We start from the raw sequence: 9,404 nt of genomic DNA, 5'->3' as shown, positions 1-9,404 counted from the left end.
ATGACACTTTCGATCGAAGCCAAGGCCACACTGGAAAAAGTAACCACTGCGACCTTGACAACCATCTTGTTGAAAAAGGGTTTGCGCAATGTCTGGATACGCGGTGCCATGCCGCTGCGCGCTGACCAGTCGCGGCTGGTTGGTACAGCGTTTACGCTTCGCTTTGTCCCCGCGCGCGAGGACCTGGCGACCCCGGCGTCATGGGCCAGCCCGATCTCGACCCGTGCTGCGATCGAGGAAATGCCTGAAGGGTGCATCGCCGTTATTGACGCGATGGGGATCACCGACGCTGGCGTGTTCGGCGACATCCTTTGCGCCCGCATGAAGAAACGTAATGTCACCGCGATGATCACCGATGGTGCCGTACGCGACCTTGGTGGTGTGCTCGACACCGATCTACCGGTTTGGTGCAAGGGGGCGGCCGCACCTCCGTCGGTCGCGGGCCTGACATTTGTTGGCTGGAATGAGACCGTAGGCTGTGGTGGCGTCGCAGTTATACCCGGTGACATTGTCGTTGCCGACAGCGACGGGGCCGTGGTAATTCCGCAAGCTTTGTTGGACGAGGTCGTCGCCGAGTCGCCCGCGCAAGAAAAGCTAGAGGGATGGATCATTGGAGAAGTCGAACGTGGTGAGAAACTGCCCGGCCTCTATCCGATGAACGAAGAAACCAGGGTTCGCTACGAGACATGGCTAGCTGACAACCAAAGTTGAAATCTCATCGGTCGCTGGCGTCAGCACCCATGGGTCCAAGTTGGGGGATTTGAGATGGCAGTGTTGCTGGCTCACATAGCCAAGTCAGACCGCATTCATTGCTGGACAAAAAAACGCCCGCAGACGCGCGTTGAGCTCTTGTGAAAACTGGGGCTTCGAGCACGACGCGCATACCAAAAACGAAATCGAGGAACCTAAAGTCCACATTAATGTGATCGCTGAAAACGTCCTCGTTTCTGGTTAGGGTATTCTGGCAGATTTTCCGTGGCTGGGAGAGGAACGCAAACGCCTGAAACCATAGAAGTTCATCCGCCTGATGACCATTCACTCTGAGAAGACGCAGACATGATCATTGAACAACGCACTTACTCACTGAGAATTGGGCTGTGCCCAAGTATCTTGCGCTTTACGAGACACGGTTCTTGGTCGGGTGGTAAACAGTTTTTCAATTGATAACAGTGATTTGATGCCAGATCATTCATACGTGGGCTTATAAAATCTATGACGTACGCGAACAGTGTCGTAGCAAGCAGACCGCCGCATGTAGATAAAATCCCTGCGCGCTAGGTCGACATTTTTCTTATATTTTTTGTTGGAAAAGACACTTGATGGGGAGGGAGATACCATTCTTGACCCCAACTGGCGGTTAGACGATCCTAAGACCCTTGACTGCAAAAAAAACTCGTCGGCCGTGGCCACTAGAACCCGATTACCAACTAAAGGTATGCGTAGATTTTGTATGCCGGAATGCAGCAGAAGCTCTTAATTAGGATACACTGAATGCCCGGACCCTTGAACGGAATACGGATCATCGACGCAACCACTATGATTTCAGGGCCTCTCGCCACGATGATCATGGCCGATCAGGGCGCCGAAGTGATAAAGATCGAGCATCCAAATGGCGGAGATCATAGCCGTCAGGTGGCTGGCAGGCGCGGCGGGTTTGCGGCCTCATTTCTCAACAATAATCGCAATAAGCGCTCGGTAACGTTGAACCTCAAGGATCCACGTGGCCTCGAAGCTGCGCTTCGACTTTGCGAGGGGGCCGACGTATTTGTCCAGAATTTTCGTCCCGGTGTTGCCGAGCGATTGGGTCTGGGCGAGCCAGCGATACGTGCCGTGCGCTCTGATATCATTTATGCTTCGATCGCAGGGTTCGGATTTGAAGGCGATTGGGCGGGCAAGCCTGTCTATGATCCGCTTGTTCAGGCGCTTTCGGGATTGGCGAGCGTTCAGGGCGGAGCAGACATTGCGCGGCCGCGCCTCGTGCGGACAATCCTGCCAGATAAAGTGACCGCAATTCAGGCGAGCCAGGCAATTACCGCTGCCCTGTTTGCAAGGACCCAAACAGGGCAAGGCAGTCATTTGACCCTGTCTATGCTGGACACAGTTGTGGCCTTCCTGTGGAGTTCTGATATGGCTGGATACACCTTCATTGGTGATGAGGCAGCCCCAGACGAAGGCGCTCAGGCTCAAAGCTTTGTTGAGCTGATTTATCAAACCAAGGATAGCTGGAGGGCTGTTTCGGCCCACACCGATTCCACCTGGTCCGGCTTATCGGCCGCCGTGGGACGACCCGACTGGCTGAAAGACCCACGGTTTTCATCGGTCGCATTGCGAGAGATCAACAAGCCAGAGCGGCTTGCGCTGACACAAGAGGCTCTCTTGCAGGATACCACGGTGAACTGGATGACCCGGCTGACGGCAAAGGATGTGCCCTGCGCGCCTGTGCTGACCCGGGCGGAAATGTATAGCCATCCGCAGGTCACGGCCAACCACACCATCCTGGAATTGGACCACCCGCAAGCTGGACGCATCCGTCAGGCGCGCGCGCCCGCTCGGTTCTCAGCGAGCCCAGTTGCTCCGCCACGGCCGGCCCGCCGGCTTGGAGAAGATACGCGCGCTGTCCTGCACGAAGCAGGATACAGCGCCTATGATATCGACACCTTAATCAGGAGTGGTGTTGCGACAGATGTACAGGAGAGTATTGAGTGATAGACCTTTACTTCGCGCCGACACCGAACGGATGGAAAGCCTCCATCATGCTTGAGGAATGTGGGCTGGACTACGCACCAAAGCTTGTTCGGCTGTCCGAAGGCGAGCAATTTTCAGATAACTTTCTAAAAATCAGCCCGAACGCGAAGATCCCTGCCATCGTCGATTACTCACCCGCACCAGAATGGGGGAAATCACCGGTATCTGTATTCGAGTCTGCTGCGATATTGCTTTATCTGGCTGATAAAACGAAGCTCTTCGCCCCTTCCGCAAGCGACTTGCGGGCGCGCAAAGAGCTCATGGAATGGATGTTTTGGCAGGTTGGCAATCAGGGTCCGATGGGCGGACAACTTAGCCACTTTCGAAACTATGCCCCTGAGAATAACCGCGACTACGGCTTTAAGCGGTATCTTGGCGAATATGATCGCAACCTGGCGGTTCTGGAAAATCGACTGGAAAGTCAGGACTGGATACTGGCCGAATATTCAATCGCCGATATGCTGATCTTTCCATGGGCTTTCATCGCCAAACCTCTGGGCGCATCGCTTGAGGCCTTTCCGCGTGTTGCAGATTGGCGGGCACGGATCAAAGCCCGCCCCCCGGTGCAAAGGGCCATTGAGCTCTTTAAAAGCAAGCAAAACCGGGGCCAGCATCGCGCCGACAACAACAAGGTTCTGTTCAATCAAAGTTCGTCGGTTCTCCGGAGCAGTGCCCGGAAGTCCGACACGAATGAGCAGACCTGACTGCTTCAAGCTGTTTCTTTCGAGACGACCAAGGATTTTGTCACCGCCCTACCCACGTCAAGTTGATTTCCACTGATAGCGCCGCACTTTGTCATCGGTCAGTGGATCGCAGTATACGGCGGGGAGTAAACTGAGAAAAGATCTTCAGATGCAAATGCCGCTTTTAATTGAAGCAAGCGTACATAGCCCCAATGCTTTCCCTGGCGATCCAGCTCCTTATGCTGGAGCAGATAGTTTCACCTTTGTGCATCTTCGTATACGGGACGCGGAAGGCATAACGGGGCATGGGTTCACCGGTCGCTTCCTCGCCCGCGAAGTAGCTGGGTTTTTGAACAATACTGTCACTGAATCATGGCCGACGTTAGGGGAAGATCCGGTCGGTGACCTCATGGCACGGTTCAACCCGCGGGCCATGACTGGAGTTGTAATATCAGCGCTTTCAGCTCTCAACATCGCTCTGACAGACCTTCGGGCAAAGCGGTCTGGGGTTAGCGTTTCGACACTTCTGGGAGGCACCCGCACCCAGGCGCCTGTCCATGTAACCTGTGGTTTTTCAGCTTTGGATATTGATGCTTTGGTCGAGGCTTGCGGACGCGAGGTCGCGTCAGGCGCCAGAGGCGTGAAGGTTCTCGTCGCGGCCAAAGAGCGCGGCACCGCCGAGGATGTGGCACGACTCAAGGCGGTACGCGAGGCAATCGGCATGGACGCCGATCTGATAGCCGATGCAAATTGCGGAATGGATTTTGAGACGGCGAAGGAATTCATGTGCGCTGTGGCAGATTTGAATCTTGCTTGGCTTGAAGAGCCAGTGCGCGCAAACAATCGCTATGAGCTTTCCAAGCTTGCGGGCCAGAATATCGTTCCCCTTGGCGCCGGACAGATGGAACAAAGCGCTGATCGGTTCGCGCTTCTCGGTGAAGCCGGCGTTTCGGTCATCCAGCCCAACGCGGTGTTTGCAGGTGGCTTCAGGTCCGCAATTGACGTGGCCCAGCGAGCAGCAAGCAACGGCCATACGATTTCCCCTGCTGGTGGCTGGGATATTTTGAATCTGCACTGGATGTGCGGAGCGATGGCTGTAGGGGCCATTGAATTGCACCGCGCACAGGCAAGGATCGCACGGCTTCTTATGCCCAGCGGCCCTACCCTGGTGGACGGCAATCTCCACGTCCCGGACGCGCCCGGACTTGGGCTTGAGCCCGACGAAGACTCTCTCGAAAAATGCCGCGTTCAATAACTGTTCGCCAGATATTCCGGACCAACAACCGATCCTTTGAAACCATTGCCAAGGATACTGCGCTTAGGGACGGCTTCAGCACTGCAAAAAACGCGGCATGCTAAGCGCTCTTTCCCGCGCTATCTACTTTCAACGTCTGTGTCGTTTCGACGGCTTTTATCATACGATCCATTGAGGGTTGCACGTGCCGCCAATGCGTTCCATCGGCCTACTCCGGATCCCCGCTCGCCAGCGCCCTCAGCATGGGCTCCATGCTCCATATTGGAAACGGCAAGCCCGCGAGGCCAAAGAGATCGCCATGCAGACTATAGGGCTTCACAGACCGTTTAAAGTTGTAGGTGACGCACGAAAACGCCCCGATTGCGAATGACGTCCATAAAGCCCTTGACCGGAAGGCGGCGCATAGTTTCACGCATGCGCCAGAAGACGCCCTATGTATCGATACAGTCTGAACACTAAGAGCGATGAAGAGCAAACAATGAAGATTCGCATCACGTGAAATCCAGTAATGACTTCCGGATCCAAATGCATTGTCTTAGCGGTTATTACCATTTCGGTCACCGCGGCGGGCGCAAGGGCAAGAAAGGCGGTTGCCAATGACAGAGATGTCGTTGCCGACAGTAGAACCGCCCCCGCAAATGCGGCGCAAATCATAAACAACGACGCCGCAATGCCCGCCAAAGCGACGCGCGGTAGTGTCAAAAGCAATTCCTTTCGGAACTGACTGCCAAGCCATGTTCCCAGCAGGACCTGCGCGCCCACAATTGCGACAGGCGGCACAGCGGTCAACAAAAGGCCCGTTGATCCAAGAACAATGCCAAGAAGCATAGGCGCGACCAACCAAGGGTTCGGCATTCTGGTCTTCTTGAGGAGCTTCGCCAAAAGGACGGCGAGGCAGAACGCTGGCAAAAGCCACAGGACACTCGGCCCTGTGTCGGACAACCGATCCGGCGCGTTTCCCGACTCTCCAAAACTGACAACAAGAATTGGAACGATCGCAACCGTCATCGACACGCGAAGCGCGTGAACGATCCCGACGGCTGACGCGTCCCCTCCGCGCTCGCGCGCGATTAATGCCATATCGGCAACGCCTCCGGCCGCTGTAGCAAAGAATGCAGTTGAGTGGTTCACACGCGCCAACGGCCGGAAAAGAAAAGCAGCAACCATTGTGTAGCCAATGACATAAGCAGTGGAAACCAGCATCGCCGGGGCAAGCAACAGGGTTGAAATAAGCGTTGCCGCAGTAAAGCGAAGCCCGATGCCAAGCCCGATGATCAGCTGTGCAGTCTCCCGTCCAAAGGGCAACGCGCTGAGCGTCAGCCCTGCGCCGGATGCAACTCCACAGGCGAAGAAAGGGCCAAGCATCCACGGCAGTGGAAATCCCGCTTGGCTTGCAATGCCGCCTCCAATCAAAGCGATGGTGTAGGCCAGCAACGCACTCCGCCACCAATCCGGATCTTTCCAATTTGAGCGCTGTTCAAACCGCGTCTCGAGGTCAGGGGGGCCTGTCATGCCACAAACACAATGGCTGCAGGGATTTCGAGTGATATCGATCGGAAAAAAATACCGCCGCTCCATGCGCCTGAGTTTGTCGTCCGCCGATCACATAAAGCCGAGGGCTCCTGACGGGTATATGCGGAGTTGGAATTCTGCATATTCATCCCTATCGAGCTGCACAACTGAGGAGCCCCACTCGAAAGCTCTTCACTGTTTTGGGCGTGAATGAATGTCGCGCCTAAGTCGTCTCACCGCCATTCACCGCAATCATTTGTCCGGTGACAAATCGCGCTGCCGGGCTGGCAAGGAAACACGTAACGGCGGCGATATCCCTTGGTTGCCCCATGAACCCGACAGGGATCCTTGCCGTGCGGGCAGGATCGTCTTCCAACGCGGTCTCTTTGCGTATCTGGCCCGGCGAAATGACATTAGCAGTCACCCCTTTATCGGCAAATTCGGTCGAAAGCGCCTTAGTGATGCCCCAGACACCGTGTTTTGCAGCGGAAATGGGCGCCCCTTCAAAGTAGCCCTTGATCGCCTTCATACCGGCAAAGTTGATAATCCGTCCCCAGCCATTCTCCACCATTCCCGGCAAAAAGGCGCGGCTGGTGTAAAAGACGCCGGAAAGTGCAACATCGATCACATCGTGCCAATCTCTATCCGACATTTCGAGAAAGGGTTTGTGAGGGCGGCGTGCCGCATTGTTCACGAGAATGTCGACGGTTCCGAAGGCTGAAAGGGCTTGATCGGCGATCCGGGCCACGTCTGCGGCCTGTCCCACGTCCCCCATTGCGACCAACGCCTTTGCACCGGCAGCTTCGACCAAGCCCGCAGTAATCTGCGCGGCCTCATCATTATGCGCTCCGTTCACAACGATATTGCAGCCCATCTCTGCCAATTCAACGGCAATCGCGCGGCCGATGTTTTGGCCCGAGCCAGAAACAAATGCCGTCTTATCTAGCAGAACTCTGTCGGTCATTTCGTCAACTCCTTGATTTCACGTCCTATATGAGCTCATGTGCGCGTTTTTTTCCTGACTGTTTGCGCAAGCGCTCATTTCTCGCCGTGCACCAGATGGCAGGATTTACAGCTGCGCGGGCAATTGTCAATCAGCAGAATAATGTTGACATTCGACATTATTTAGGTTTTTTTTAGCATATGAATATGCCCCATAATATTCGAGAATCTGTCCAAAGATTGCGGAATCGCTCGCTCTCTCACGACGTGCGCGATGAGCTTGAGCGGATGATCCTTGCGGGGGAGTTGGAGGCCGGAGAGCGACTTAACGAAGTCGACCTGGCGAATAAGCTTGGTGTCAGCCGCGGTCCCATACGCGAAGCGGCGCGGTCGCTTGAACGTTGTGGGCTGATAACCACGGTGGCAAATCAAGGCGCATTTGTTCGGAAATTGTCGACCGAGGGTATTCTGGAACTCTACGATCTGCGCGCCATGATTGCCGGATATCTTTGCGCTCGCGTTGCCGAATGCGGGAGCAAAGCGCAGAAGGTCGAACTGCGCGGCTACGTCACAAAGATGGAGGCCGCGGTAAAACAAGAAAACCGAGAGCGCTATTTCGAGCTAAACCTCGACTTCCACGACCACATCGCCGCCTTGTCAGGCGCCGAACGGGCCACAGAGATGTATGTTTCGTTTGGCAAAGAGGTTCGACTGATGCGGTTTCGTGTTTTGAACGGGCTAACTGCAATCGCAAGTTCGAACGAAGAACATCATCAACTGGTATGCGCCATTGAGCGTTCAGACATCGATCAAGCCCGCACCTTAGGCGCGCGGCACCACTTGAATGGAAAGGAGCGCCTTAAGGCTACGTTTTAGAATACGATTTTCTAACCAAAGCGCTTCACGAAACGACCGTGGCGCCTTCACCAAAACAAAGTACCCTAGGGAGGAACTAATGACGAACTCTACTCAACTTCGCGGCCCCTGGCTGCGCGCAACTGCGGTTGCACTGGCGTTTTCGCTTCCGGCAGCATTCGGATCGCAAGCAATCGCACAAGACTACCCGTCCGCTGATGAAACGCTCGATTGGACGATTGCTTTTGGTCCAGGTGGCGGCAACGACATTATGGCGCGCACAATCATCGAAATTCTGACAAAGTACGAGCTTTACCCGGGCGATATTTCTCCAGAGAATCGTGCAGGCGGCTCCGGCGCCGTCGGATGGGGATATTTGTTCGCTCAATCGGGCAACCCATATGGGATTTCGACGACGTCAGGCAGCTTTGTCACTACACCCTTGCAAGCCGACACACCGTGGCAGCCAGAGGATTTCACGCCGGTCGCGCTTCTTGCGGCAGATGATCTTGTCCTCGTCGTGAACGGAACGTCCGAGATCCAAAACATCGACGATTTCATTGCGATGGCAAAGTCACAGCCGATGAACATCGGAGGCACGGGCACAGTCAACGTGGACTTCATCGTCCCTACCCTATTCGCTGAAAAAGCCGGGTTCGAATTTGACTACGTCTCGTTTAACTCAATGGCAGATCAGACCACAGCCTTGTTGTCGGATGCTCTTGACGCGATGGTTGGCAATCCGGGCGAAATACTCGGTCTTATCGAGTCTGGTGAGCTGCGCCCTTTGGTCTTCTCAGGACAAACAACACCTGATGCGCTCGAAGGTGTGCCAACAATGGGAGACATTGGTTTCGACATCGGCGTGTCAATGCCGCGTGGCCTGATTTTGGCACCGAATGCGCCTGCCGAAGCTCAGGACTGGTGGATCGAAACCATGAAAAAGGTCGTCGAGACGCCTGAATGGGGTGAATATATCGCGAGGAATACGCTCACACCAACAATCATCTACGGGGAAGACTTCCGCACCTTCCTTGAAAACACCAAAAATGGCTTTGGCGTTGTACTCCGCTCGGTCGGCGCGATTGAATAGCAATCGCTAGACATGTGATCGGCCGCACCCTCGGTGCGGCCGATCACTTATTTATTGGAGGCCAAATCACAATGCGTATCGGATTTCTGCTCGTTTTGCTGGCCGGCTCTGTATTCTACAGCTACGTTGCCTTCGCAGATCTTTCCTTCATGACACGCACCGGGCGTCTTGGCCCCGGATTCTTCCCGCGGCTCGTCGGAATCGGCATGGTGTTTTTCACGATTTGGGCGATCATCGATGCGCGCCGCGCCGGCTCGGACGCGGCAGCCGATCAGGTTATCCCTTCCGAGGACAGCGGCTGGGGCGATGTCGTTGTCTT

General features: G+C 55.1%; 9 protein-coding genes. 7 read left to right on the top strand and 2 right to left on the bottom strand.

Translation table 11 applies throughout. From position 1 onward, the window contains the following. From Q1B15_RS00920 to Q1B15_RS00905, 4 genes are all read left to right on the top strand, one after another. A complete protein-coding gene (locus tag Q1B15_RS00920; RefSeq protein ID WP_299748764.1) occupies positions 1-711 on the top strand; it encodes a ribonuclease activity regulator RraA in 711 nt (236 codons plus the stop codon). A 780-nt stretch (positions 712-1,491) separates the two neighbouring features. Continuing rightward, positions 1,492-2,706, top strand: coding sequence for a CoA transferase (locus tag Q1B15_RS00915; protein ID WP_299748761.1), 1,215 nt, complete (start codon positions 1,492-1,494; stop codon positions 2,704-2,706). After that, positions 2,703-3,449, top strand: a complete 747-nt coding sequence (locus tag Q1B15_RS00910) for a glutathione binding-like protein (protein WP_299748757.1) — start codon at positions 2,703-2,705, stop codon at positions 3,447-3,449. Before Q1B15_RS00915 ends, Q1B15_RS00910 begins: the two co-directional genes overlap by 4 nt. 148 nt (positions 3,450-3,597) lie before the next feature. Further along, a complete protein-coding gene (locus Q1B15_RS00905; protein ID WP_299748754.1) occupies positions 3,598-4,683 on the top strand; it encodes a mandelate racemase/muconate lactonizing enzyme family protein in 1,086 nt (361 codons plus the stop codon). Between the two features lie 408 nt (positions 4,684-5,091). On the opposite strand, the gene Q1B15_RS00900 is transcribed toward Q1B15_RS00905, so the two are convergent. Together Q1B15_RS00900 and Q1B15_RS00895 are read right to left on the bottom strand one after the other, a co-directional pair. After that, complete coding sequence (locus tag Q1B15_RS00900) at positions 5,092-6,195, bottom strand: AbrB family transcriptional regulator (protein ID WP_299748751.1); 1,104 nt, start codon at positions 6,193-6,195, stop codon at positions 5,092-5,094. Between the two features lie 223 nt (positions 6,196-6,418). Then, complete coding sequence (locus tag Q1B15_RS00895) at positions 6,419-7,159, bottom strand: SDR family oxidoreductase (RefSeq protein WP_299748748.1); 741 nt, start codon at positions 7,157-7,159, stop codon at positions 6,419-6,421. 185 nt (positions 7,160-7,344) lie between these two features. Here Q1B15_RS00895 and Q1B15_RS00890 point away from each other — a divergent pair, with 185 nt between their 5' ends. The 3 genes from Q1B15_RS00890 to Q1B15_RS00880 all read left to right on the top strand — a co-directional run. After that, entirely contained in the window at positions 7,345-8,013 is a 669-nt protein-coding gene (locus Q1B15_RS00890) for a GntR family transcriptional regulator (protein ID WP_299748745.1), read from the top strand. 79 nt (positions 8,014-8,092) lie between these two features. Continuing rightward, positions 8,093-9,085 (top strand): tripartite tricarboxylate transporter substrate-binding protein, encoded by a 993-nt coding sequence (locus Q1B15_RS00885; RefSeq protein WP_299748742.1) that lies wholly within the window; start codon positions 8,093-8,095, stop codon positions 9,083-9,085. Between the two features lie 71 nt (positions 9,086-9,156). Continuing rightward, a partial coding sequence (locus Q1B15_RS00880) for a tripartite tricarboxylate transporter TctB family protein (RefSeq protein ID WP_299748739.1) occupies positions 9,157-9,404 on the top strand: 248 nt, incomplete at its 3' end.

The organism is uncultured Boseongicola sp. (assembly GCF_937988555.1).
Taxonomy (GTDB): domain Bacteria; phylum Pseudomonadota; class Alphaproteobacteria; order Rhodobacterales; family Rhodobacteraceae; genus Boseongicola.
Note: the sequence above shows the minus strand (reverse complement) of the source record. Positions and strands in the feature narration are given on the sequence as shown.

What these genes read in the sequence shown, in the direction of transcription:
- Q1B15_RS00920 (WP_299748764.1), top strand. Translation starts at nt 1, where the DNA reads ATGACACTTTCGATCGAAGCCAAGGCCACACTGGAAAAAGTAACCACT.
- Q1B15_RS00915 (WP_299748761.1), top strand. Translation starts at nt 1,492, where the DNA reads ATGCCCGGACCCTTGAACGGAATACGGATCATCGACGCAACCACTATG.
- Q1B15_RS00905 (WP_299748754.1), top strand. Translation starts at nt 3,598, where the DNA reads ATGCAAATGCCGCTTTTAATTGAAGCAAGCGTACATAGCCCCAATGCT.
- Q1B15_RS00900 (WP_299748751.1), bottom strand. Translation starts at nt 6,195, where the DNA reads ATGACAGGCCCCCCTGACCTCGAGACGCGGTTTGAACAGCGCTCAAAT.
- Q1B15_RS00895 (WP_299748748.1), bottom strand. Translation starts at nt 7,159, where the DNA reads ATGACCGACAGAGTTCTGCTAGATAAGACGGCATTTGTTTCTGGCTCG.
- Q1B15_RS00890 (WP_299748745.1), top strand. Translation starts at nt 7,345, where the DNA reads ATGCCCCATAATATTCGAGAATCTGTCCAAAGATTGCGGAATCGCTCG.
- Q1B15_RS00885 (WP_299748742.1), top strand. Translation starts at nt 8,093, where the DNA reads ATGACGAACTCTACTCAACTTCGCGGCCCCTGGCTGCGCGCAACTGCG.